This window comes from Serratia sp. BNK-17, assembly GCF_048684935.1.
Lineage (GTDB): Bacteria > Pseudomonadota > Gammaproteobacteria > Enterobacterales > Enterobacteriaceae > Serratia > Serratia nematodiphila.
The window spans coordinates 601,228-623,420 of record NZ_JBLQTR010000001.1; the positions used below are offsets into that span (position 1 = coordinate 601,228).

Sequence of the window (22,193 nt, forward strand, 5' to 3'; positions counted from 1 at the left end):
GTATCGAATGAGTCTTGATATAGCCAAATACCCAACCCTGGCGCTAGCGGAAAACCCCGAGGAACTCCGTTCGCTGCCCAAAGAGAGCTTGCCGAAGCTGTGCGATGAGCTGCGGCAATACCTGCTGAACAGCGTCAGTCGCTCCAGCGGCCACTTTGCCTCCGGGCTGGGTACCGTCGAACTGACGGTGGCGTTGCATTTCGTCTACAACACGCCGTTCGATCATCTGGTGTGGGACGTCGGCCACCAGGCCTACCCGCACAAAATTCTGACCGGCCGCCGCGACCGCATCGCCACTATCCGGCAAAAGAACGGCCTGCACCCCTTCCCGTGGCGCGCCGAAAGCGAATACGACGTGCTGTCGGTCGGCCACTCGTCGACCTCGATCAGCGCCGGCCTCGGCATGGCGGTGGCGGCGGAGCGTGAGGGCAAGGGCCGCCGCACGGTGTGCGTGATCGGCGACGGTGCCATCACCGCCGGCATGGCGTTCGAAGCGATGAACCACGCCGGTGATATCAATCCGGACATGCTGGTGGTGCTGAACGACAACGAGATGTCGATCTCGGAAAACGTCGGCGCGCTGAACAACCATCTGGCGCAGCTGCTGTCCGGCAAACTCTACTCCACCCTGCGCGAAGGCGGCAAAAAAGTGCTGGCCGGCGTGCCGCCGATCAAGGAGCTGGTGAAACGCACCGAAGAGCACCTGAAAGGCATGGTGGTGCCAGGCACGCTGTTCGAAGAGCTGGGCTTCAACTACATCGGCCCGGTAGACGGGCACGACGTGCAGGGGTTGGTCGCCACATTGAAAAACATGCGCGATCTGAAAGGCCCGCAGCTGTTGCACATCATGACCAAGAAAGGCCGTGGTTACGCGCCGGCGGAAAAGGATCCGATCAGCTTCCACGCGGTGCCGAAGTTCGATCCCGCCAGCGGCACGCTGCCGAAAAGCGCCGGCGGTCTGCCGACCTATTCGAAAATCTTCGGCGACTGGCTGTGTGAAACCGCCGCCAAAGACAGCTCGCTGATGGCGATCACGCCGGCGATGCGCGAAGGCTCCGGCATGGTGCAGTTCTCTCGCGACTATCCGCAGCAATATTTCGATGTGGCGATCGCCGAGCAGCACGCGGTCACCTTCGCCGCCGGGCTGGCGATCGGCGGCTACAAGCCGGTGGTGGCGATCTATTCCACCTTCCTGCAACGCGCCTACGACCAACTGATCCACGACGTGGCGATCCAAAACCTGCCGGTGATGTTCGCCATCGATCGCGGCGGCATCGTCGGCGCCGATGGTCAGACCCACCAGGGGGCGTTCGATCTGTCGTTCATGCGCTGCATTCCGACCATGGTGATCATGACGCCGAGCGACGAGAACGAATGCCGCCAGATGCTGTATACCGGCTATCACTATAACGAAGGCCCGAGCGCCGTGCGTTATCCGCGCGGCACCGGCACCGGCGCGGCGCTGGAGCCGCTCAACATGCTGCCGATCGGCAAAGGCGTGGTGCGCCGCCAGGGGGAAAAGATCGCCATTCTCAACTTCGGCACCCTGCTGCCGGAGGCCGCGCAAGCGGCGGAAGCGCTCAACGCCACGCTGGTCGACATGCGCTTCGTCAAGCCGCTGGACGAGCAGCTGGTGCTCGAACTGGCCGCCAGCCATGAAACGCTGGTCACGCTGGAAGAGAACGCCATCATGGGCGGCGCCGGCAGCGGCGTCAACGAACTGCTGATGGCCAAACGCCGTCCGGTGCCGGTGCTGAACCTCGGCCTGCCGGACAGCTTCGTCTCACAGGGCAGCCAGGAAGAACTGCGCGCCGATCTGGGGCTGGACGCCGCCGGCATTCAGCGCCAAATCGAAACCTGGCTGGCGCAGTAATCGCCGCCCGCGCCTGATAAAACGCCTCCGCTTTCGGGGGCGTTTTCGTTTCCGCCCTCCGGGATCCGCGCTACAGTTACTGTCTGAGCTGTGAATGGGAGGCAAACATGAAGTACCTGAAACTGGGCAACACCGATCTGAACGTTTCGCGCATCTGCCTGGGTTGCATGACCTACGGCGAACCGAACCGCGGCAATCACGCCTGGACGCTGCCGGAAGAGAGCAGCCGCCCGCTGCTGAAACAGGCGCTGGAAGCCGGCATCAACTTTTTCGACACCGCCAACAGCTATTCCGACGGCAGCAGCGAGGAGATCCTCGGCCGGGCGCTGCGCGACTATGCACGCCGCGAGGACGTCGTTATCGCCACCAAGGTCTATTTCCCGCTGAGCAACCTGGAGCGCGGTTTGTCGCGCGCCAAGATCATGCAGTCCATCGACGACAGCCTGCGCCGTCTCGGCACCGACTATGTCGATTTGCTGCAAATCCACCGCTGGGATTACGAAACGCCGCTGGAAGAGACGCTGGAGGCGCTGCACGACGTGGTGAAAGCCGGTAAGGCGCGTTACATCGGCGCCTCTTCCATGTACGCCTGGCAGTTCGCCAAAGCGCTGTATACCGCCGATCTGCACGGCTGGACGCGCTTTGTCAGCATGCAGGATCAATACAACCTGATCCAGCGCGAAGAAGAGCGTGAAATGCACCCGCTGTGCGCCGCCGAAGGCATCGCCGTACTGCCATGGAGCCCGCTGGCGCGCGGCCGCCTGACCCGCCCCTGGGGCGAAACCACCGCGCGGCTGGTCTCCGACCAGTTCGGCAAAAGCCTGTACGAGGAAACTGAAGGCATCGACGCCATCATCGCCGAGCGCGTCGCCAGCCTCGCCGAAGAACGCGGTGTTTCACGCGCGCAGATCGCGCTGGCCTGGCTGCTGAACAAATCGGCGGTCAGCGCGCCGATCGTCGGCGCGTCACGCAGCGAGCAGTTGGATGACGCCATCGCCGCGGTCGATTTGAGTTTGTCGCCGCAAGAGGTGGCGGAACTGGAGACGGCTTACGTGCCGCATCGGGTGACGGGGTTTGAATAAGAGAAGCGGGCGCGAAGAACCACGCCCGGCGGTCAGAACAGCCCGATCGGCCAGTGGTGGCCAATCAGGTAGATGATACCGGCGGACAGCACGCCGGCGATGATATCGTCGACCATAATGCCCATGCCGCCATGCACGTTGCGGTCGAACCAACGGATCGGCCACGGCTTCCACATATCCAGAATGCGGAAGATGACGAAACCGGCGGCGACCCAGCGCCAGTCGTTGACCGGCAGCGCCATCAGCGTGATCCACATGCCGACGAACTCATCCCAGACGATGCTGCCGTGATCGTGCACCTTCATGTCTTTTGCCGTGCGGTGGCAAATATAGACGCCGATGCAAATGCTGAACATCACCGTCAGCGAGTAGAGCTGCCACGGCAGTTGGATCAGCAGCAGCCAGAACGGGATCGCCGCCAGCGATCCCATGGTACCCGGCATCACCGGCGACAAACCGCTGCCAAAACCGGTGGCCAGCAGGTGCCACGGATTGCTCATCCGCAGCCGGCGTTTGGCTTCATCCATGGTTGCCCGGCTCCGCATTGAAATGGTCGAACCCGACCCAGTCCAGCTCCACCGCCTCGTCGTTGCGATAATAGCGAATGCCTTCAGACAGCGGGCCAATCTGACCGATACAGGTGTAGTCGGCCCCGAGGTGGCTCAGCGCCACTTCCAATGCGCCGCGGTTGATTTCCGGCACGGTGAAACACAGCTCGTAATCTTCGCCGCCCGCCAGCGCCCAACGCAGCGCCTGCTCGGCATCCGCGTGGCTGCTCAGCGCCTGCGACATCGGCAGCTCGTCCAGCACGATGCGTGCGCCACAGTCGCTGGCCTTCAGGATGTGTTTCAGATCGGAGATCAGGCCGTCGGAGATGTCGATCGCCGAACTGGCCAGATCGCGCAGCGCCTGCCCCTGCAACACCCGCGGCTGCGGGCGCAGATGGCGAGCGATCAGGTAATCGCGCGCCGCCGTATCCGTCACCGCCAGACGATCCTGCAGGATCGCCAAACCGGCGGCGCTGTCGCCCAGCGTGCCGGTCACGTAGATCCAGTCGCCGATACGCGCGCCGCTGCGGGTCAGCGCCCGGCCGGCCGGGATCAAGCCCTGAATGGTCAAGGTCATACTCAGCGGGCCGCGCGTGGTATCGCCGCCGATCAGTTGCATGCCGTAATAGTTGAGCTGATCAAACAGGCTGTCGCTGAAGGCCTTCAGCCAGGGCTCGTTCACCTCCGGCAGGGTCAGGGCCAGCGAGAGCCACGCCGGATCGGCGCCCATCGCCGCCAGATCGCTCAGATTGACCGCCAGCGCTTTATAACCGAGATCGGCCGGATCGATGTCCGGCAAGAAGTGCACGCCCGCCACCAACGTATCGGTACTGACGGCCACCAGCTGTTTTTCCGGCACTGCCAGCAGTGCGCAGTCATCTCCAATGCCCAACTGTACATCCCGGCGCACGCGCTTAAACCGGTCAAAATAGCGGGCAATGAGGTCAAATTCGCCGCATGCCATATCGATATTCCACGAGAAGAAATTAAGGCCGGGAATGCCGGCCTTAATGTTTTACTTTTTCTTGCGAAGGGTTGGCGCCACTTTATCCAGCACCCCGTTCACAAACTTGTGGCTGTCTTCCGCGCCGAAGGTTTTCGCCAGCTCGATCGCTTCGTTGATCGCCACCTTGTAAGGGACATCCTCGCGCATTTTCAGTTCAAACAGCGCGACGCGCAGCACTGCGCGCTCCACCTGGCCCAGCTCTTCGAGCTGACGCGACAGGTATGGCGCCATCAGTTCGTCCAGCATACCTGCATTCACTGCCGCGCCGGACAGCAACTCGCGAAAATAGGCGACGTCAACATCTTTGACATCCTGCTCCGTCAGGAACTGGTGTTCAACATCGGCAAGGTCGTTTTTAGACAACTGCCAAGAGTAAAGCGCTTGAACAGCGCACTCACGAGCGCGGCGACGAGCAGCAGGTTTCACGGAATTCCCCTTAACTAAATTCAGGCTTTAATAGCTTTGATAACATTAATCATTTCAAGTGCGGTCAACGCGGCTTCAGCGCCCTTGTTGCCCGCTTTGGTGCCGGCGCGTTCGATCGCCTGTTCGATGCTTTCGGTGGTCAGCACGCCAAAGGCAACCGGGATTTCGGCATTCATCGCAACGTTGCCGATGCCGGAGCTGGCTTCGCCCGCCACATATTCGAAGTGCGCGGTGCCCCCACGGATAACGGTGCCCAGCGCGATAACCGCGTCGTATTTGCCGGTTTTGGCCAATACGCTCGCCGTCAACGGCAGCTCGTAAGCGCCCGGGACCCAGACAACGGTGATGTTGTCGTCAGCAACCTGACCAATGCGTTTCAGCGCGTCGATGGCGCCTTCCAGCAGGCTGTCATTGATGAAATTGTTAAAACGTGCAATTGCGATCGCCACACGGGCATTTGGAGTAGCAACAACACCTTCGATAACTTTCATGGGCTTTCCTTAAAAATGGGTTCAATACCCCGCAGGGGGGCGGATTCTATCATATTCTTTCATCGCCTGCGCGGCGCTTTTGTAAAACCGGCGCGCAGGCGCGAGATTCAGTGTTTCGCCCGCAGGCGCAAACGCAGATCGGGGCCGACCTGGCGCACGTCGCTAAAGACGAATTCCGGCGCGTCGGCCAACCGCTCCAGGCCCGGCAGGTGGCACAGGCCACGGCCATTATCGCCCAACAGTTTCGGCGCGATGTACAAAATGAGCTCATCCACCAGGCCGGCCTGCAGCAGCGCGCCGGCCAGCGATGCACCCGCCTCCACCCAGATTGAATTCACCTGGCGCTTGGCCAACAGCATCATCATCACCACCAGATCGACGCCGCCGCCGTGCGCCGGGCAGATAAACTGCTCAACGTCTTGCGGCCAGGCCTGTTCATCTGCCTGCAGGCGCGCCAGCCAGGTGGCGCCCGGCTGCTGTACCACGCGGTGCTGCGGGGTGATACGATTTTGGCTGTCCAGCAGGATGCGCAGCGGCTGACGCAGATTTTCGCGCGGATAGAGGCGCTGGGTCTCGGCATCCAACTCATCCCAACGCACCGTCAGCGACGGATCGTCCGCCAGCACGGTGGCGCTGGTGCTGAGGATCGCGGCGCTCTGCGCGCGCAGGCGCTGCACGTCCTGACGCGCTTCGGGTGAGGTGATCCACTGGCTCTCGCCGGAGGCCATCGCCGTGCGCCCGTCCAGCGACGCGCCCAACTTCAGCTGTACATAGGGGAAACCGGTGCGCATGCGTTTGAGGAAGCCCAGGTTGACCGCTTCGGCTTCGGCCAGCATCAGGCCATGACGCACCTCGACGCCGGCCTGCTGCAGCTTGTACAGCCCGCGCCCCGCCACCTGCGGATTGGGATCTTGCATCGCCGCGACCACTCGCGTTACGCCGGCGGCCACCAGCGCATCGGCGCAGGGCGGCGTGCGGCCGTGATGGCTGCACGGTTCGAGCGTGACATAGGCGGTGGCGCCGCGCGCCTTGTCGCCCGCCATACGCAGCGCGTGCACTTCCGCGTGCGGCTCGCCGGCGCGCAAGTGATAGCCTTCACCGACAATTTCGCCGTCGCGCACGATAACGCAGCCGACGTTCGGATTGGGCGCAGTGGTGAAACGCCCCAGGCGCGCCAGTTCGAAGGCGCGCGCCATGTAAAATTCGTCGTGATGCATGAAAGATCCTTTAGTCTTGCAGGCGGGCAATCTCTTCGCCGAACTCGCGCACGTCCTCGAAGCTGCGGTACACCGACGCAAAGCGAATGTAGGCGACCTTATCCAGCTTTTTCAACGCGTCCATCACCAGGTTGCCCACCAGTTTGGTCGGCACTTCGCGTTCGCCGGTGGCGCGCAGTTGGGATTTGATATGATTAAGGGCGTTTTCCACGTCGTCCGAGCTGACCGGGCGCTTCTCCAGCGCTTTCAGCATGCCGCGACGCAGTTTGTCTTCGTTGAACGGCTCGCGCACCTCATCGCTTTTAATCACTCGCGGCATCACCAACTCGGCCACCTCGAAGGTGGTGAAGCGTTCATTGCACACCAGACACTGGCGGCGGCGGCGCACTTGCGAACCGTCCCCCACCAGGCGGGAATCAATGACTTTGGTATCAACGGCGGCGCAGAAAGGGCAATGCATAACACGTCCTGATAAACGTTTTTATAGATAAATGCAGTTTACCCCGAAGTGCAGCCACAACAAAGGGCGGCGGCCATTTGTTGCGACACGCAGCCGGGAAGCGGCGCCGATATGACTTTCCCCTCCGGGCGGACTAAGCTGATAACAGGAGATTCAGCATAGGAAATCGCCGTCATGACAACCTGTTACCCCAAAATCGCCCTGCTCGCCGCCGCCGTGTTGCTGGCAGGCTGCGCGCACAACGCCGCCGTCCCTCAACTGCGCCATCAGGTCGCCGCGCTGAACCAGAAAGTTAGCGTGCTGACCGATCAAACCACCGCGCTGGAGCGGCAGAATATGCTCAATCAGCACTCCGACAACGGCGTCTACCTGCTGCCGGCGGCCCGAAGCGCCGCCCGTTTGCAGAGCGGCATCGGCGAGCTGAGCGTTTCGCTGAGCCACATCAAGAGCGAAGCCAACGGCACGCAGGCGCAGCTGCATGTGCGCACCCTCTCACAGGCCACGCTGCCGCCGTTCAACGCGGTGGTGGAATGGGGCCAACTGGACGACGCCACCGGGCGGCCGTTGACCGCCGAGGCGCTGTCGCAACCGATCGCCAGCGCCGACTCGCTGCTGCCGAAACCCGGCCAGGACTTTGAGCTGCGCTTCAGCGGCCTGACGCCGGAACAGCTGGGCTATATCCGTCTGCACAGTCTGGTTTCGACCGCCCAACCGGCGGTGGTGCAGCAACACTGAAAACTCGAGGCAAAAAAAAGGAGCGCCGGCGGCGCTCCTTCTCATTTCGCTGAATACTGCGGCGGTTAAGGCAGAATCGAAGGCTGATCCGCGCCCTCTTTTTCCACTTTTTGCTGCAGCATGTGCTCGCGTTTCATCCCCAGTTTCAACGCCAGCGCGGACGCGACGTAGATGGAGGAGACGGTACCGATCGACACGCCGATCAGCATCGCCAACGAGAAGCCTTGCAGCATCGCGCCACCGAAGATGTACAGCATCAGCACCACCATCAGGGTAGTACCGGAAGTCATCAGCGTACGGCTCAGCGTCTGGGTCAACGACACGTTCATGATCTCGTAAGGCGTGCCGCGGCGGATCTTGCGGAAGTTCTCACGAATACGGTCGGAAACCACGATGCTGTCGTTCAGCGAGTAACCGATAACCGACATCAGGGAAGCGACGATGGTCAGGTCAATCTCGATGTGGAACAGCGACAGCACGCCCAGCGTGATGATCACGTCGTGCGCCAGCGCGATAACCGCCCCCAGCGCCAGGCGCCATTCGAAGCGGAAACCAACGTAGATCAGGATACAGATCAACGCCACCAGCAGCGCCATGCCGCCGGTTTGCGCCAGTTCGCTGCCCACGCTCGGGCCGACGAACTCGATACGCTTCACGGTGGCGTTTTTATCCACCGAGTCGTTGATCACGCCGATCACCTTGTTGCCCAGTTCCTGGCCTGCGGTGCCGGTCGCCGGTGGCATGCGCACCATCACGTCGCGGCTGCTGCCGAAGTTCTGGATGATCGGATCCTGGAACCCGGCCTTCTCCAGCGTATCGCGCATCAGGTCGAGGTTAGCCGGCTTCTCCAGGTTGATTTCAATCACCGTACCGCCGGTGAAATCCAGACCCCAGTTAAAGCCGCGCACCGACATGGTGACGATCGACGCGACCAACAGCAGCAACGAGATGCCGAAGGCCAAATAGTCCCAGCGCATAAAGTCGTAGACTTTACGGCCGTAGTTGAGTTGCTCAACAGTATAATCCTGTGCCACAACGCACTCCTCAGATAGACAGCTTGTTAATGCGTTTGCCGCCGTAAAGCAGGTTGACGATGGCACGGGTACCGACAATCGCGGTGAACATGGACGTCGCCACACCGATAGCGGTGGTGATCGCAAAGCCTTTGATCGAACCGGTGCCCACTGCGTACAGGATGACCGCGGTGATCAGGGTGGTGATGTTGGCGTCGACGATACTGGAGAACGCGCCTTTATAGCCCTCATGGATCGCCTGCTGAACGGACCGGCCGTTCTTCAGCTCCTCCTTGATACGTTCGTTAATCAGTACGTTGGCGTCGACCGCCACCGCCAGCGTCAACACGATCCCGGCAATGCCCGGCATGGTCAGCGTCGCCCCCGGCAACAGGGACATCACGCCGACGATCAGCACCAGGTTGGCGACCAGCGCCGTGGTGGCGATCACGCCGAACTTACGGTACCAGACCACCATGAAGACGATGGACGCCACCAGGCCCCACAGACAGGCTTCCAGACCTTGGGTGATGTTCTGCTGACCCAGGGTTGGACCGATGGTGCGCTCTTCGACGATCTGAATCGGCGCGATCAGCGCACCCGCACGCAGCAGCAGCGAAAGCTGACGCGCTTCGTTCGGGTTGCCGATGCCGGTGATGCGGAAGCTGTTGCCCAGACGCGACTGAATGTTCGCCACGTTGATCACTTCTTCCTGTTTCACCAGCACCGCACGGCCGTTGGCGTCTTTCTTGCCGCTGTCCTTATACTCCACGAACAGGGTCGCCATCGGCTTGCCAATGTTGTCCTTGGTGAAGTTGGACATCGACGTGCCACCGGCGCTGTCCAGCGAGATGTTAACCTGCGGCTGGTTGTATTCGTCGGTGCTCGAAGTGGAGTCGGTGATGTGGTCACCGGTCAGGATCACGCGCTTGTACAGCACGATCGGCTGGCCGTCACGGGTGTATTTCACCTCGGAGTCGCCCGGCACGCGGCCGTTGGCCGCAGCAGTGGCATCCGCATTGGTGTTCACCAGACGGAACTCCAGAGTCGCGGTGGCGCCCAGAATTTCTTTGGCGCGCGCGGTGTCCTGAATACCCGGCAGCTCAACCACGATGCGGTCGGCGCCCTGGCGCTGCACCAGCGGTTCGGCGACGCCGAGCTGGTTGACGCGGTTACGCAGGATAGTGATGTTCTGCTGTACGGCGTATTCGCGCGCTTCGCTCAGACGGGCGTCCGTCAGGTTGGCTTTCATGGTGTTGGCGCCATTGGCGGACAGCACCAGATCGCGCTGACGCGGGCCGATGTAGCTGATGGCCTGGTCGCGAGCCGCATCGTCGCGGAAGCGAACTTCCACGCCGTTGTTGTCCAGCTTGCGGATAGACGCGTAAGGAATGCCCTTCTCGCGCAGCTCGCTGCGCAGGGTATCCATGGTCTGTTCCTGCAGCTTGCTCAGCGCGGTGTCCATGTCCACTTCCATCAGGAAGTGCACGCCGCCGCGCAGGTCCAGGCCGAGTTTCATCGGCTCTGCGCCCAGCATGGCCAGCCAGGTCGGCGTGGCCGGCGCCAGGTTCAGCGCCACGACGAATTTGTCACCCAGCTCGGTCACCAGCGCTTCGCGGGCGCGCAGCTGAACGTCAGGATCTTTAAAGCGAGCCAGGATGGCGCCATTTTCCAGCGCAATCGACTTGCTCGCGATGTTGTCTTTTTCTAATACGGTACGGACCTGGTCCAGCGTAGTTTCACTGGCGGCGACGCCGCGCGCGCCAGTGATTTGTACGGCCGGATCCTCACCGTAGATGTTGGGAAGCGCATAAAGCAGACCGACGAGGATCACGACGATCAACATCAGATACTTCCACAAAGGATAACGGTTTAGCACGGCAATTCCCTTCGGGAAAAAAGATTACAGGGCCTTCATGGTACCTTTCGGCAGAACGGCCGCCACGAAGTCACGCTTGATCATCACTTCCGTGGTGTCGTTCAGCGCGATGGCGATGATGCCGGTGTCGGCCACTTTGGTCACGCGACCGATCAGGCCGCCGGTGGTCAGCACTTCGTCGCCTTTACCGATGGAGTCCATCAGCTTCTTGTGATCTTTCGCGCGTTTCTGCTGTGGGCGCAGGATCATGAAGTAGAAGATCAGGCCGAACACCACCAGCATAATGATCAGAGAGTACGGGCTTCCCTGAGCCGGAGCCCCTGCGGATGCGACGGCGTCAGAAATGAAAAAGCTCATTGAAATTCCCTCATTAAGTTATCAATTATTAGATCAAGCGTTTAAAGGCGGAATCGGCTTGCCGATCCGACCATAGAAATCCGCAACAAACTGCTCTAATTTACCCTCTTCGATAGCCTGGCGTAAACCCGCCATCAGGCGCTGGTAGTGACGCAGGTTATGAATCGTGTTCAGTCGAGCACCCAATATTTCGTTGCAACGGTCGAGATGGTGCAAGTAGGCGCGGCTGTAATGGCGACAAGTGTAGCAATCACAGTCCTTATCCAGCGGAGAAGTATCATCCTTGTGCTTGGCATTACGGATTTTTACCACACCGTCAGTCACGAACAAATGGCCGTTGCGGGCGTTGCGGGTCGGCATGACGCAATCGAACATGTCGATGCCGCGGCGCACGCCTTCCACCAAATCTTCCGGCTTGCCGACGCCCATCAAATAGCGTGGCTTATCTTCCGGAATTTGCGGGCAAACGTGTTCAAGAATGCGATGCATATCCTCTTTCGGCTCGCCTACAGCCAAGCCGCCCACAGCGTACCCGTCAAAGCCGATATCCACCAGCCCTTTGACGGAAACATCACGTAAATCTTCGTAAACGCCGCCCTGAATGATGCCGAACAGCGCATTTTTATTTTCCAGTTCGTCGAAACGCTTGCGGCTGCGCTCCGCCCAGCGCAGCGACATTTCCATCGAACGCTTGGCGTAGTCCCAGTCGGCCGGGTATGGCGTGCATTCGTCGAAGATCATCACGATGTCGGAGCCCAGGTCATACTGGATCTCCATCGATTTTTCCGGGCTCAGGAACACCTTGTCGCCGTTGATCGGGTTGCGGAAGTACACGCCTTCCTCTTTGATCTTGCGCATCGCCCCCAGGCTGAACACCTGGAAACCGCCGGAGTCGGTGAGGATCGGACCTGGCCACTGCATGAAGTCGTGCAGATCGCCGTGCAGTTTCATGATCTCCTGGCCCGGGCGCAGCCACAGGTGGAAGGTGTTGCCCAGCAGGATCTGCGCGCCGGTCTCTTTCACTTCTTCCGGCGTCATGCCCTTGACCGTGCCGTAGGTGCCGACCGGCATAAAGGCCGGGGTTTCCACCACGCCGCGGTCGAAAATCAGGCGGCCGCGGCGAGCGCGGCCATCGGTAGTTTGTAGTTCGTACTTCACAAAGCCTCCAGCATCAGAGAAACAGTCTGATGTCGTTGAAACGGGGCCGCGCCGTGCGCGCAGCCCGGGAATTTAGCCGCCGACGGATTCGTTTTCCGCCTGCGGATTACGGCTGATGAACATCGCATCGCCGTAGCTGAAAAAGCGATACTGCTCGGCTACCGCCTGCTGATAGGCGTTCATGGTATTTTTATAGCCGGCGAAGGCCGACACCAGCATGATCAGGGTAGATTCCGGCAGGTGGAAGTTGGTCACCAGCGCGTCGATCACCTGGTAGTGATAGCCCGGATAGATAAAGATGCTGGTGTCGCCGAAGAACGGCGCAATCAGCGCCTCTTTGCTGGCCGCCGCGGCGCTTTCCAGCGAACGCACCGAGGTGGTGCCCACCGCCACCACGCGCTTGCCGCGCGCTTTGCAGGCCAGCACCGCATCGACCACCTCCTGCGGCACTTCGGCGTATTCGGCGTGCATCACGTGATCTTCGATGGTTTCCACGCGCACCGGCTGGAAGGTGCCGGCACCGACGTGCAGCGTCACGAACGCCATTTCCACGCCCTTGGCGCGCAGCGCCGCCAGCAGCGGTTCGTCGAAGTGCAGGCCGGCGGTCGGCGCGGCGACCGCGCCCGGCTTCTCGCTATAAACCGTCTGATACAGCTCGCGGTCGGCGTCTTCATCCGGGCGAGCGATATACGGCGGCAGCGGCATATGGCCGGCCGCGTTGAGAATGGTGAATACGTCGCGCTCGTCGTTGAAACGCAGCTCGAACAGCGTCTCATGGCGCGCCACCATGGTGGCGGCGATGCTCTCGTCATCCCCCAGCAGCAGCTCGGCGCCCGGCTTCGGCGCTTTCGACGCGCGCACGTGCGCCAGCACGCGATGGTCGTCCAACACACGCTCCACCAGCACTTCAATCTTGCCGCCGCTGACCTTGCGGCCGAACATCCGCGCCGGGATCACGCGGGTATTGTTGAACACCAGCAGATCGCCGGCCTCCAGCTTGTCCAGCAGATCGGTGAATACGCCATGCGTCAGCGCCCCGCTCGGCCCGTCCAGCTGCAGCAGGCGGCATGCGCTGCGCTCGGCCTGGGGATAATGGGCAATCAGGGATTCGGGAAGTTCAAACGAAAAATCAGCGACGCGCATGGGTATTCACTTCTTCAATTTAGGGCTGGTTGGTAAAAAACAGGCGGCCTAGTCTAAAGCCGGGGGCGGTCAGCGGCAAGAAATAAGGAGGATTTGCCTGACTTCAGGTATAGTTGAGGGATGAATTTTCTCGCTCATCTTCACCTGGCCATGCTGGCGGACAGCTCGCTGCTGGGCAACCTGCTGGCCGACTTCGTGCGCGGCAATCCCGCCGCCGACTACCAGCCCGATGTGGTGGCCGGCATCATGATGCACCGCCGCGTCGACGTGTTGACCGACAGCCTGCCGCAGGTCAAAGCCTGCCGCGACTATTTCAGCGCCCCCTACCGCCGCGTGGCGCCGATCACCCTTGACGTGGTGTGGGACCATTTTTTGGCGCGCCACTGGCAGCAGCTGGAGCCCTCGCGCGATCTGCACCAGTTCACCCAGGAAGCCCGCAGCCAGATCGAACCTTACCTGCCGCTCACGCCGCCGCGTTTTCAGAACCTGAACGGCTATCTGTGGCCGGAGCGCTGGCTGGAACGCTACGCCGAATTGCCGTTCATCGCCCGGGTGCTGCAGGGCATGGCCAGCCGCCGCCCGCGCCTTGAGGCGCTGGCCGGCTCGTTCGCCGATGTCGAACAACATTATCATCAGCTTGAAACACAATTCTGGCAGTTTTATCCGCAAATGATGCGGCAGGCGAAGGAAAAAACGCTCTGAGGTCAAGCCCAAGCGTTTGAAATTGCAGCGCCTTGCAAGAATTTACGTTTTGCCGCTTGCCCTTTTGTGGGAAAAGGTTATTTTTAAAGCTCGATAAATTATATCAACGACTTTGATAGGTGAAAGCTATCTCATCGATTGGTCTTTTACCCTTTATTCACCAAGTCACGGCCCCTATACTGGCCCTTGTTTTTTACATCCACCCTTTAACACCTATTACAGGAGTAATTATGGTCCTGGTAACTCGTCAAGCCCCTGACTTCACTGCAGCTGCCGTACTGGGTAGCGGCGAAATCGTTGAAAACTTCAACCTGAAGAAGCACCTGAACGGCAAACCAGCCGTGCTGTTCTTCTGGCCAATGGACTTCACCTTCGTATGCCCTTCCGAGCTGATCGCTTTCGATCACCGCTATGAAGAGTTCCAGAAGCGTGGCGTTGAAGTGGTTGGCGTTTCCTTCGACTCAGAATTCGTTCACAACGCATGGCGTAAAACCCCTGTCGACAAAGGCGGCATCGGTGAAGTGAAATACGCAATGGTTGCTGACGTTAAGCGTGAAATCCAGAAAGCTTACGGCATCGAACACCCGGAAGCCGGCGTTGCGCTGCGCGGCTCCTTCCTGATCGACAAAGACGGCATCGTGCGTGCTCAGGTGGTTAACGACCTGCCAATCGGCCGTAACATCGACGAAATGATCCGTACCGTTGACGCGCTGCAATTCCACGAAGAGCACGGTGAAGTGTGCCCGGCTCAGTGGGAAAAAGGCAAAGCAGGTATGGGCGCTTCCCCAGACGGCGTGGCAAAATACCTGTCTGAAAACGCTGCCAAGCTGTAATTTCAGCCTGATAGTGAATCAACCGGCCCCCGCGGCCGGTTTTTTTATGCTCCATTTTGGGGCAGCCCGCCCGCCTTCAGTGCTTTATTTCCCTGTTTCCGCTCACATTTCCCACCCTGTTCACCGCGCGTACGCCCATCTGCGGCTACTATCAATAACGCTGGCTCGCGCTTTGCAAGTGAGTAACGGCAAGCAAACACAACACAATAAAAAACTGACAGGGTAGGAATAACTATGTTTTTACAGAAATGGAGCAAACCCCTGACCATGGCGGCGCTGCTGGTCAGCGGCAGCCTGTACGCGGCATCCAACCCGGCGGTGGAGGCCCAAAACGGCATGGTGGTCACCTCGCAGCATCTGGCCTCTCAGGTCGGGGTGGATATCCTGAAAATGGGCGGCAACGCCATCGACGCCGCCGTGGCGGTCGGCTATGCGCAAGCGGTGGTTAACCCCTGCTGCGGCAACATCGGCGGCGGCGGCTTTATGACCGTCCACCTGGCGGACGGCACCGATACCTTCATCAACTTCCGCGAAACCGCGCCGGCCGCGGCCAGCGCCAACATGTATCTGGATGCCGACGGCAAGGTGAAGAAATATGCCAGCCTGTACGGCTATCTGGCGGCGGGCGTGCCGGGCACCGTGCTGGGGATGGAAACCGCGCGCGAGAAGTACGGCAAACTGAGCCGCGAACAGGTGCTGGCACCGGCGATCAAGCTGGCGCGCGAAGGCTTTGTGCTGACCCGCGCCGACACCGATATCCTCGACACCACCATCGCACGCTTCAAGCAGGATCCCGAATCGGCCAAAATCTTCCTGCGCCCGGACGGCAGCCCGCTGCAGCCGGGGGATAAACTGGTGCAAACCGATCTGGCCAACACGCTGGAGGCCATCGCCAAAGGCGGAACCGACGCCTTCTATAAAGGCAAGATCCCGCAGGCCGTGGAGGCAGCGGCCAAACAGGGCGGCGGCATTTTGACGGCGGCCGACTTCGCCAACTACAAGGTCACCGAAACGCCGCCGATCACCTGCAGCTATCGCGGCTACAAGTTCGTGTCGGCGCCGCCTCCCAGCTCCGGCGGCGTGACGCTGTGCGAAATCCTCAACGTGGTGGAAGGCTATGATCTGAAAAGCATGGGCTTCAACTCGGCGGCGGCCATTCACACCATGACCGAGGCGATGCGCCATGCCTACATGGACCGCAACACCTACCTGGGCGACCCGGAATTCATCAAGAACCCGATCGACCGGCTGGTGAGCAAGAGCTACGCCGAGCAGATCCGCAAGAAAATCGTTGCAGACAAAGCCACGCCGTCGGAAAACGTGCAGCCCGGCATGGAGCCGCATGAGAAACCGGAAACCACCCATTATTCGATTGTCGACCATGACGGCAACGCGGTCTCCACCACCTATACCGTCAACGGCCGCTTCGGCGCCGTGGTGATCGCACCGGGCACCGGCTTCTTCCTCAACGACGAGATGGACGACTTTACGGTCAAAGTGGGCGAGAAAAACCTGTACGGGCTGGTGCAAGGCACCGCCAACAGCATTGCCCCCGGTAAGCGCCCACTATCGTCGATGAGCCCGACGCTGGTGACCAAGGACAACAAGATCTTTATGGTGCTGGGTTCGCCGGGCGGTTCGCGCATCATCACCATCACCCTGCAGACCGCGTTGAACGTGATCGACCACGGCATGGCGCCGCAGGAAGCGGTGGACGCGCCGCGCATCCATCACCAATGGTTGCCGGATGAGGTGTACTACGAACAGCGCGGCGTTTCCGCCGATACGCTGAAGCTGCTGAGCGGCATGGGCTATAAGATGGTCGAGCAAACGCCGTGGGGCGCCGCCGAACTGATTCTGGTCGGCTTGCCGGGCGCGGCGGGCGTCACTCCGGCCAACTCCGGCAACGATTCGGCGGTTTCCGGCAAAGTGCGCGAAGGCTATCTGTACGGCGCCAACGACGTGCGCCGTCCGGCAGGTTCCGCGGTCGGTTACTGATGTAAATACCCACTTACCTTAATCGCGGGGGCCCTTTGGCCCCCGCAGTTTCTTTAACCTTCGCAGAGCCATACGGTGGCCGACTCTTCCGCCAACTGCAGGCGCAACCCGCCCGCCGTTTCGCTCAACTCTCCCCGCCCTTCCACACGCCGCCACGGGCCGCGCGCCAGCAGCGGGTTATGCGGCAGCTGCACCTGGCCGCTGCCGTCACGCTGCAGCACCACCAGCACCTGCTCCTGCTGATACAGGCGCACGAACACCAGCGTTTCGCCGCTGGCGTACAGCACCTGGCAGCCGCCACGGCGCAAGGCCAGGCTCTGTTTACGCAGCGCCGCCATGCGCTGGAACAGCGCCAGCAGTGGCCGATCCCAGTCGGCGACGTCCCACGGGAACGGTTTGCGGCAGAACGGATCGTTGCCGCCGTCCAACCCAATCTCATCGCCATAATAGAGGCAAGGCACACCGATCCAGCTCAGCAGCCACACCGCCGCCATCTGCATGCGCGCCGCGTTCCCCTGCAACAGCGTGAGGAAACGCGCGGTATCGTGGCTGTCCAGCTGATTGAACTGGATCAGCTGGCGGCTGTGCGGCAGCCCGGCGCGGTAACCGTCCATCCACTGCACGCACCCGGCTGCGTCCAGCCGCACCGGGTGGTAGGCCACGTCCAGCCCCGCTAAAAACGCCCGCACCGGCAGCGCGAATCCCATGTAGTTCATCGCCGCATCCTCCACGCCGGCGTGCAGCCAGCGGCGCGCGTCGCCGAAGTGCTCGCCCAAGACATAGGCCTGCGGATTCTCCTGCTTCACCGCCTGATAGATGCCCGCCAGGTGGCGCAGATTGCCGGTGGCGCCGCCGTTCTCCCCCAGCATATGCACCACGTCCAGCCGCCAGCCGTCGATGCTGTACGGCGGGCGCAGCCAGTGACGCACCACGCTGCCTTCCCCCTGATAAATCGCTTCCGCCACCTGCGGCTCGGCGAAGTTGAGCTTCGGCAGGCTGGCGTTGCCCTTCCAATCGAGCGCGCGGCCGTCCGGGTAGAAGTTGAACCAGCCGCGATACGGCGAATCGGGGTGGTGACAGGCGCCGTTTTCGCCCTGACGATGGCGGTCAAACCACGGGTGCGAATCGCCGGTGTGGTTGAATACCCCATCCAGCACCAGTTTCATGCCTACCTTGTGAGTGCTTACTCGCAAACGCTGCAGCGCCGCGTTGCCGCCGAAGTGCGGATCGACCTGGTAATAGTCCTCGGTATCGTACTTATGCACGCTCGGCGCGGTAAAAATCGGGTTCAGGTACAACGCCGTCACGCCCAGCTGCTGCAGGTACGGCAGTTTGCCGCTGATGCCGTCCAGATCGCCGCCGTAAAAGGTCGAGGCGGCGTGGCGATCCTCCAACGGGTGCTGCCAGTCGCGCCGAATCACCTCGGCGCCGGCCGCATGATGGCGATAGCTGCCGCTCTGGATGCCGTGCTCGCCGCCGCTGCTGGCGAAGCGATCGGGGAAAATCTGGTAGAACAGCTGATCCGCCACCCACTCGGGGCCATTATCAGGATCGTCGACGGCGAACTGCGCCAGCTGGCCCGGCGGCGTTGACGACCAGCCCTGCGGGCCGAACCACTGTTGGCGATCGGCCCACAGCAGCTTGAAGCAGTATCGCCGCGTCGGCTCGCCCTCATTCAGCGTCAGGCTAGCCTGGTAGCGCCGCATCCCCTCGTGGCGCTGCGCTTTCATCACCAGCAGCCACTCTTCATTGTCCGGTTCGGCGCGCAAAAATACCCGTTCAGGCAGTTCATCCCCTTGTAACCACAGCGTGATATCCAAACGTTGCCCTTGCTTCACAACAAAAGGCGGGACCGGTTGATGCCAGGCGTTAAGCATACTGTTCTCCTGCTGTACCAAACGAAATCGACGGCGTTCTTCAAGAAACGAACAATGCCACGTTAAGTGCAACTCCCCCTCCTCTCTGGCCGCAAAACCCGGGGATGAGCCGGGGGGCGGAGACCGAAAAATAGCGCTAACTTGATGTAAAAAAAGGTAAACAGGCACAAATCCTGCACGTTACCCCTTAGGCTAACGCGTTTTAAGTTTACAGGATATTTTTTGCGCATTTTTTAAGGAGCGGTAATGCAACAACAGATAACGCGCTGGCTGGAACAGTTTGGTTTGGAATTCGGCGGAGTGATGTCGCTGTTGATGGTATTGGGGTTGATTGTTCTGATCTCGGTAGCGATCCACCTGGTGCTGCACCGGGTGGTGTTGGCTGCTCTTCAGCGCCGTGGCCAGCAGTCGCAACGCGTTTGGCAACAGGCCATCACCCAATACAAACTGTTCCAGCGCGTGGCGCTGCTGCTGCAAGGGGTGATCATCAGCATCCAGGCGACGCTGTGGCTGCAGAGCGGCAGCCAGACCCAGGCGGTGATCGTCACCGCCGCGCAGGTATGGATCCTCGCCTTCACCCTGCTGTCGCTGTTCTCGCTGCTGGATACGCTGCTGGCGCTGCTGCGCCAAAGCCCGATTTCCAATCAGCTGCCGCTGCGCGGCATTTTCCAGGGCCTGAAACTGGTGGCGGCGATCCTGATCGGCATCATGATCGTCTCATTGCTGATGGGCAAATCGCCGCTGTTGCTGCTCAGCGGCCTGGGCGCCATGACCGCGGTCTTGATGTTGGTGTTCAAGGATCCGATCCTCGGGCTGGTGGCCGGCATTCAGCTCTCCGCCAACGATATGCTCAAGATCGGCGACTGGCTGGAAATGCCGAAATACGGCGCCGACGGCGCGGTCACCGACATCGGCCTGACCACGGTCAAAGTGCGCAACTGGGACAACACCGTCACCACCATCCCCACCTACGCGCTGATCTCCGACTCATTCAAGAACTGGCGTTCGATGTCGGAATCCGGCGGGCGCCGCATCAAGCGCAGCCTGAATATCGACACCGGCAGCGTGCACTTCCTGTCGGAAGAGGAACAGCGCCGCCTGCAGCGCAACCCGCTGCTGCACAGCTATCTGAATAACAAAACCCAGGAGCTGAGCCAGCACAACCAGGAGATCGCCGTCGATCTGGCCTCGCCGCTCAACGGCCGCCGTCTCACCAACCTCGGCACGCTGCGCGCCTATCTGGAAGCCTACCTGCGCGCTCATCCGCGTATTCACCAGAACATGACGCTGATGGTGCGCCAGCTGGCGCCGACGCCGGAGGGCCTGCCGCTGGAAATCTACGCCTTCACCAACACCACGGTCTGGGCGGAGTATGAAAGCATTCAGGCGGATATTTTCGACCATATCCTGGCGGTGATCGACGAGTTCGGCCTGCGCGTGCATCAGACGCCGACCGGCAACGACCTGCGCGGCATGCTGCGACAAAGCGCGAACGCTTCCTGACGTCGGCTGACGTAACTGTGTCTGCTGGTAATTATTCGCTTTCAATTGCCAGCAGATATCTCCATCCCCTTCTTTTCCCCGGTGAAAACGGCGTTAATGCGCCATCACCTTCACCACCGAGAGGGAAAGCTCTTGCTGAAACGGTTACGTCATCGGCTGTTCACCCTGATGGCCACGCTGCTGTTTATCGGCTGCCTGCACAGCGCATCGCTGGATGAAAGCCGCATGCCCCGCAATCTGCAACCTTCGCTGAGCGCCCTTAGCAGCAATCTGCAGGACATTCGCGAAGTGCTGGCACGCTGCGCCGGCGAGGAAGAGGAGGAACGCCTGAACGACGGCGGTATGCGCATCGAAGCGCGCGCCGCCGGGGATGAGGAAGTGGAAGATAACCCCTAAAAAAACACCGGCCTCAGCCGGTGTTTTTCCATTTAGTCTTGCTGCGTCGCCAGCAGCGCGCGTTTTTTCTGGCGGTTGACCTTGAACCAGTACCCCGCCAGCAGCAACACCACCCAGACCAGGCCGGCGTACAGCGAGACGCGCGTGGTCGGGAAATAGCCGATCAGGCCGATGATGAATACCAGGAACACGATCGCCACCACCGAGGTGAACACCCCGCCGCGCAGCGGGAACGCCAGCTGCTTCACCTGCTCTTTGCTCAGGCTGCGGCGGAAGGCGATTTGGGAGAACAGGATCATGATCCACACCCACACGGTGGCGAAGGTCGCCAGGGAGGCGATCACCAGGAACACGCTCTCTGGCATGATGTAGTTGAGGTACACCGCCAGCAACAGCGCCAGCATCATCACCACTACCGTCACCCAGGGAATGCCGCGTTTCGACACCTTGCTGAACATCTTCGGCGCGTGCCCCTGTTCGGCCATGCCGTGCAGCATGCGACCGACGCCGAACACGTCGCTGTTGATCGCCGACAGCGAAGCGGTGATCACCACGAAGTTGAGGATGCCTGCCGCCACGGTGATGCCCATATGCTGGAAGGTCAGCACGAACGGGCTGCCGTTGGTGCCCACCTGGTTCCACGGGTAGATCGACATGATGACAAACAGCGTACCGACGTAGAACACCAGAATGCGCCACGGCACCGAGTTGATGGCTTTGGGAATCGATTTTTTCGGATCTTTGGCTTCGCCGGCGGTGATGCCGATGATTTCAATGCCGCCGTAAGCGAACATCACCAGCTGCAGCGACAGGATCATGCCGATAACGCCGTTGCTGAAGAAGCCGCCGTTCGACCACAGGTTATGAATGCCGGTCGGTTGCCCGCCGTTGCCGATACCCCAGATGATGATGCCGATGCCGGCCGCGATCATGATGATGATGGTGGCGACCTTGAAGAACGAGAACCAGAACTCCAGCTCGCCGAATACCTTGACGCTCATCAGGTTGATGGCGCCGATGATCAGCACCACGCTCAGCACCCAGATCCAGTGCGGCACTTCCGGGAACCAGACGCCCATATAGATGCCGAAGGCGGTCACGTCGGCGATGGCGACAATCAGGATTTCAAAGCAGTAAGTCCAGCCGGTGATGTAACCCGCCATCGGGCCGAGGTAGTCCTGCGCGTAGCGGGAAAATGAGCTGGCCTGCGGGTTATTGACCGACATCTCTCCCAGTGCGCGCATGATGATGAAGGCCACGATGCCGCCGATCAGGTAAGCCAGCAGCACGCTCGGGCCGGCCATTTTGATGGCGTCCGCCGAGCCGTAGAACAACCCGGTGCCGATGGCCGACCCCAGCGCCATAAAGCGAATATGGCGCGTACTGAGGCCGCGTTTCAGCTTATTGTCGGAGGCGGTGGTGGGTGACTGTTGTTGCATGAAGATGACCCATAGTTTTAAACGTAAAAAAGCCACGGACATGTCCGTGGCCCTGGA

The 22,193-nt window shown here is 60.8% G+C and carries 21 protein-coding genes; 8 read left to right on the top strand and 13 right to left on the bottom strand.

Annotated features, from left to right (window positions below; genetic code table 11):
• The first annotated feature begins 7 nt into the window (after nt 1-7).
• Entirely contained in the window at nt 8-1,873 is a 1,866-nt protein-coding gene (dxs, locus tag ACMGF7_RS02985; protein ID WP_049242811.1) for a 1-deoxy-D-xylulose-5-phosphate synthase, read from the top strand.
• Nucleotides 1,874-1,980: 107 nt separating this feature from the next.
• The gene (locus tag ACMGF7_RS02990) at nt 1,981-2,955 is read left to right on the top strand and encodes an aldo/keto reductase (RefSeq protein WP_197842932.1); all 975 of its coding nucleotides are present in this window, start codon (nt 1,981-1,983) and stop codon (nt 2,953-2,955) included.
• A gap of 32 nt (nt 2,956-2,987) precedes the next feature.
• Here the strand turns inward: ACMGF7_RS02990 and pgpA are convergent, their stop codons facing one another.
• The 6 genes from pgpA to nrdR form a co-directional block, all read right to left on the bottom strand.
• Nucleotides 2,988-3,482, bottom strand: a complete 495-nt coding sequence (pgpA, locus tag ACMGF7_RS02995; protein ID WP_033634010.1) for a phosphatidylglycerophosphatase A — start codon at nt 3,480-3,482, stop codon at nt 2,988-2,990.
• Complete coding sequence (gene thiL / locus ACMGF7_RS03000; protein ID WP_033634011.1) at nt 3,475-4,467, bottom strand: thiamine-phosphate kinase; 993 nt, start codon at nt 4,465-4,467, stop codon at nt 3,475-3,477. The genes pgpA and thiL overlap by 8 nt, the downstream gene beginning before the upstream one ends.
• A 51-nt stretch (nt 4,468-4,518) precedes the next feature.
• The gene (nusB, locus tag ACMGF7_RS03005; protein WP_004940384.1) at nt 4,519-4,935 is read right to left on the bottom strand and encodes a transcription antitermination factor NusB; all 417 of its coding nucleotides are present in this window, start codon (nt 4,933-4,935) and stop codon (nt 4,519-4,521) included.
• A 20-nt stretch (nt 4,936-4,955) separates the two neighbouring features.
• On the bottom strand, nt 4,956-5,426 hold the full coding sequence (gene ribE, locus ACMGF7_RS03010; RefSeq protein ID WP_004940385.1) for a 6,7-dimethyl-8-ribityllumazine synthase: 471 nt from the start codon (nt 5,424-5,426) through the stop codon (nt 4,956-4,958).
• 107 nt (nt 5,427-5,533) lie between these two features.
• A complete protein-coding gene (gene ribD, locus ACMGF7_RS03015) occupies nt 5,534-6,643 on the bottom strand; it encodes a bifunctional diaminohydroxyphosphoribosylaminopyrimidine deaminase/5-amino-6-(5-phosphoribosylamino)uracil reductase RibD (protein WP_021504683.1) in 1,110 nt (369 codons plus the stop codon).
• Between the two features lie 10 nt (nt 6,644-6,653).
• The gene (gene nrdR / locus ACMGF7_RS03020) at nt 6,654-7,103 is read right to left on the bottom strand and encodes a transcriptional regulator NrdR (protein WP_004940387.1); all 450 of its coding nucleotides are present in this window, start codon (nt 7,101-7,103) and stop codon (nt 6,654-6,656) included.
• A gap of 174 nt (nt 7,104-7,277) precedes the next feature.
• Here nrdR and ACMGF7_RS03025 point away from each other — a divergent pair, with 174 nt between their 5' ends.
• Complete coding sequence (locus tag ACMGF7_RS03025; protein ID WP_015376832.1) at nt 7,278-7,838, top strand: DUF3251 domain-containing protein; 561 nt, start codon at nt 7,278-7,280, stop codon at nt 7,836-7,838.
• 65 nt (nt 7,839-7,903) lie between these two features.
• On the opposite strand, the gene secF is transcribed toward ACMGF7_RS03025, so the two are convergent.
• The 5 genes from secF to queA form a co-directional block, all read right to left on the bottom strand.
• Nucleotides 7,904-8,872 carry a protein translocase subunit SecF gene (secF, locus tag ACMGF7_RS03030; protein ID WP_004940389.1) on the bottom strand — a complete coding sequence of 323 codons (969 nt, stop codon included), beginning with the start codon at nt 8,870-8,872 and terminating at the stop codon, nt 7,904-7,906.
• A 10-nt stretch (nt 8,873-8,882) separates the two neighbouring features.
• Nucleotides 8,883-10,730, bottom strand: coding sequence for a protein translocase subunit SecD (gene secD / locus ACMGF7_RS03035; protein WP_004940390.1), 1,848 nt, complete (start codon nt 10,728-10,730; stop codon nt 8,883-8,885).
• Nucleotides 10,731-10,754: 24 nt separating this feature from the next.
• Nucleotides 10,755-11,087, bottom strand: coding sequence for a preprotein translocase subunit YajC (gene yajC / locus ACMGF7_RS03040; protein ID WP_004940391.1), 333 nt, complete (start codon nt 11,085-11,087; stop codon nt 10,755-10,757).
• A 33-nt stretch (nt 11,088-11,120) separates the two neighbouring features.
• Entirely contained in the window at nt 11,121-12,245 is a 1,125-nt protein-coding gene (tgt, locus tag ACMGF7_RS03045; protein WP_004940392.1) for a tRNA guanosine(34) transglycosylase Tgt, read from the bottom strand.
• Nucleotides 12,246-12,317: 72 nt separating this feature from the next.
• Nucleotides 12,318-13,388 (bottom strand): tRNA preQ1(34) S-adenosylmethionine ribosyltransferase-isomerase QueA, encoded by a 1,071-nt coding sequence (queA, locus tag ACMGF7_RS03050; RefSeq protein ID WP_004940394.1) that lies wholly within the window; start codon nt 13,386-13,388, stop codon nt 12,318-12,320.
• Nucleotides 13,389-13,508: 120 nt separating this feature from the next.
• Here queA and ACMGF7_RS03055 point away from each other — a divergent pair, with 120 nt between their 5' ends.
• From ACMGF7_RS03055 to ggt, 3 genes are all read left to right on the top strand, one after another.
• Nucleotides 13,509-14,090, top strand: a complete 582-nt coding sequence (locus tag ACMGF7_RS03055) for an ACP phosphodiesterase (RefSeq protein ID WP_015376830.1) — start codon at nt 13,509-13,511, stop codon at nt 14,088-14,090.
• Nucleotides 14,091-14,320: 230 nt separating this feature from the next.
• Nucleotides 14,321-14,923: a peroxiredoxin C gene (locus ACMGF7_RS03060; protein WP_004940403.1), complete on the top strand. Its 603-nt coding sequence runs from the start codon at nt 14,321-14,323 to the stop codon at nt 14,921-14,923.
• Nucleotides 14,924-15,157: 234 nt separating this feature from the next.
• A complete protein-coding gene (gene ggt / locus ACMGF7_RS03065) occupies nt 15,158-16,921 on the top strand; it encodes a gamma-glutamyltransferase (RefSeq protein WP_420286350.1) in 1,764 nt (587 codons plus the stop codon).
• A gap of 53 nt (nt 16,922-16,974) precedes the next feature.
• Here ggt and malZ read toward each other — a convergent pair whose 3' ends face one another.
• Nucleotides 16,975-18,798: a maltodextrin glucosidase gene (malZ, locus tag ACMGF7_RS03070; RefSeq protein WP_164095461.1), complete on the bottom strand. Its 1,824-nt coding sequence runs from the start codon at nt 18,796-18,798 to the stop codon at nt 16,975-16,977.
• 246 nt (nt 18,799-19,044) lie between these two features.
• Here malZ and ACMGF7_RS03075 point away from each other — a divergent pair, with 246 nt between their 5' ends.
• Nucleotides 19,045-20,301 (top strand): mechanosensitive ion channel family protein, encoded by a 1,257-nt coding sequence (locus ACMGF7_RS03075; protein WP_004940416.1) that lies wholly within the window; start codon nt 19,045-19,047, stop codon nt 20,299-20,301.
• Nucleotides 20,302-20,433: 132 nt separating this feature from the next.
• Nucleotides 20,434-20,697 (top strand): hypothetical protein, encoded by a 264-nt coding sequence (locus tag ACMGF7_RS03080; RefSeq protein ID WP_049242823.1) that lies wholly within the window; start codon nt 20,434-20,436, stop codon nt 20,695-20,697.
• Nucleotides 20,698-20,729: 32 nt separating this feature from the next.
• On the opposite strand, the gene proY is transcribed toward ACMGF7_RS03080, so the two are convergent.
• A complete protein-coding gene (gene proY, locus ACMGF7_RS03085; RefSeq protein ID WP_004940425.1) occupies nt 20,730-22,136 on the bottom strand; it encodes a proline-specific permease ProY in 1,407 nt (468 codons plus the stop codon).
• Nucleotides 22,137-22,193 lie beyond the last annotated feature (57 nt).

Bases quoted from the DNA above. Each gene is read 5' to 3' on its own strand.
- dxs (WP_049242811.1), top strand. From the start codon at position 8: ATGAGTCTTGATATAGCCAAATACCCAACCCTGGCGCTAGCGGAAAAC.
- ACMGF7_RS02990 (WP_197842932.1), top strand. From the start codon at position 1,981: ATGAAGTACCTGAAACTGGGCAACACCGATCTGAACGTTTCGCGCATC.
- pgpA (WP_033634010.1), bottom strand. From the start codon at position 3,482: ATGGATGAAGCCAAACGCCGGCTGCGGATGAGCAATCCGTGGCACCTG.
- thiL (WP_033634011.1), bottom strand. From the start codon at position 4,467: ATGGCATGCGGCGAATTTGACCTCATTGCCCGCTATTTTGACCGGTTT.
- ribE (WP_004940385.1), bottom strand. From the start codon at position 5,426: ATGAAAGTTATCGAAGGTGTTGTTGCTACTCCAAATGCCCGTGTGGCG.
- ribD (WP_021504683.1), bottom strand. From the start codon at position 6,643: ATGCATCACGACGAATTTTACATGGCGCGCGCCTTCGAACTGGCGCGC.
- nrdR (WP_004940387.1), bottom strand. From the start codon at position 7,103: ATGCATTGCCCTTTCTGCGCCGCCGTTGATACCAAAGTCATTGATTCC.
- ACMGF7_RS03025 (WP_015376832.1), top strand. From the start codon at position 7,278: ATGACAACCTGTTACCCCAAAATCGCCCTGCTCGCCGCCGCCGTGTTG.
- yajC (WP_004940391.1), bottom strand. From the start codon at position 11,087: ATGAGCTTTTTCATTTCTGACGCCGTCGCATCCGCAGGGGCTCCGGCT.
- queA (WP_004940394.1), bottom strand. From the start codon at position 13,388: ATGCGCGTCGCTGATTTTTCGTTTGAACTTCCCGAATCCCTGATTGCC.
- ACMGF7_RS03055 (WP_015376830.1), top strand. From the start codon at position 13,509: ATGAATTTTCTCGCTCATCTTCACCTGGCCATGCTGGCGGACAGCTCG.
- ACMGF7_RS03060 (WP_004940403.1), top strand. From the start codon at position 14,321: ATGGTCCTGGTAACTCGTCAAGCCCCTGACTTCACTGCAGCTGCCGTA.
- ggt (WP_420286350.1), top strand. From the start codon at position 15,158: ATGTTTTTACAGAAATGGAGCAAACCCCTGACCATGGCGGCGCTGCTG.
- malZ (WP_164095461.1), bottom strand. From the start codon at position 18,798: ATGCTTAACGCCTGGCATCAACCGGTCCCGCCTTTTGTTGTGAAGCAA.
- ACMGF7_RS03075 (WP_004940416.1), top strand. From the start codon at position 19,045: ATGCAACAACAGATAACGCGCTGGCTGGAACAGTTTGGTTTGGAATTC.
- proY (WP_004940425.1), bottom strand. From the start codon at position 22,136: ATGCAACAACAGTCACCCACCACCGCCTCCGACAATAAGCTGAAACGC.